The following is a 1136-nucleotide window of genomic DNA, read 5'->3' on the forward strand; positions in this document are numbered from 1 at the left end:
ATCGCAAAGGCGGCTACCAAGCACTCGAACCACGCTCCCGGCGCCCACACTCCAACCCCAGACAAGTGCCAGAGAGCACGGTCAAAGCAATCCTCGATATCCGACAACACCTGGAAAACACCGGCCAAGACAACGGCGCCCACACCATCCGCTGGCACCTTCAACAACAAAAAATAACCCCACTACCAGCAGCATCGACTATCCACCGCATACTCAAACGCCACGGCTACGTCATCGAACAACCTCACAAAAGGCCACGCAGTTCCTGGAAACGATTCCAAGCAGACCAACCGAACGAAACCTGGCAACTCGACTACAGCCACTGGTACCTCAACAACAACCAACGCGTAGCCATCCTGACCATCATCGACGACCACTCACGCTATGTCATCGCTTGCAAAGCCGTCGAGCACGAAACCGGCACCAACGTCATCGACACCTTCATATCCGCAGGAAACAAACATGGATTCCCTAAATCCACCCTCACCGACAACGGCAGCGTGTTCACCACAAAGCTCTACAGAAAAGCCGACACTCGCAACGGCTTCGAACAGCTACTGCTCCAAATGGGCATCCACCAAAAGAATGGAACCCCATACCATCCCCAAACCCAAGGAAAAGTCGAGCGCTTCCACCAAACACTCCAAAAAGCCCTGAACACAAGGCCATTTGCCCACAACATCGCCGAGCTAAACCAACAACTCGATGACATCATCGACTACTACAACAACCACCGACCCCACCGAGCACTCAACAGACAAACGCCAGTTCAGGCCTACAACCGACTGCCCAAAGCCCAGCCACTCGATATCCCCATCGGCACCGACAACCGCCTACGCCGAGACAAAGTCGACAACGACGGAAAAGTAACCCTCCGCTGGGCCGGCATGATGCGCAAACTCTACGTCGGAAGAAAACACCGCACCAAAGAAATCATGCTCATCTGCATCAACAACGACATCACCGCCGTTAACCCCCACACAGGCGAAATCTGGGGCCGATACCACCTAGACAAAACCAAAAAATACCACCGCAACCAACTCGGCGAAATCTAGAAAACGAACCCCCAAAACGAAGAAAGTCTCGAAACATCGAAATAGGAACGATGTCTCGAGACTTCACATGGTGCCCCCAGT

General features: G+C 53.4%; 1 protein-coding gene. It reads left to right on the forward strand.

Annotated elements, in window-relative coordinates; genetic code table 11:
• Window positions 1–1055, forward strand: a 1055-nt coding sequence (locus QKD99_RS11465; protein ID WP_347951483.1) for an IS481 family transposase, incomplete at its 5' end; no start/stop codon positions are given.
• Between the last annotated feature and the right edge of the window lie 81 nt (window positions 1056–1136).

It is taken from the genome of Corynebacterium sp. c3Ub_189 (genome assembly GCF_039907195.1).
Taxonomy (GTDB): domain Bacteria; phylum Actinomycetota; class Actinomycetes; order Mycobacteriales; family Mycobacteriaceae; genus Corynebacterium.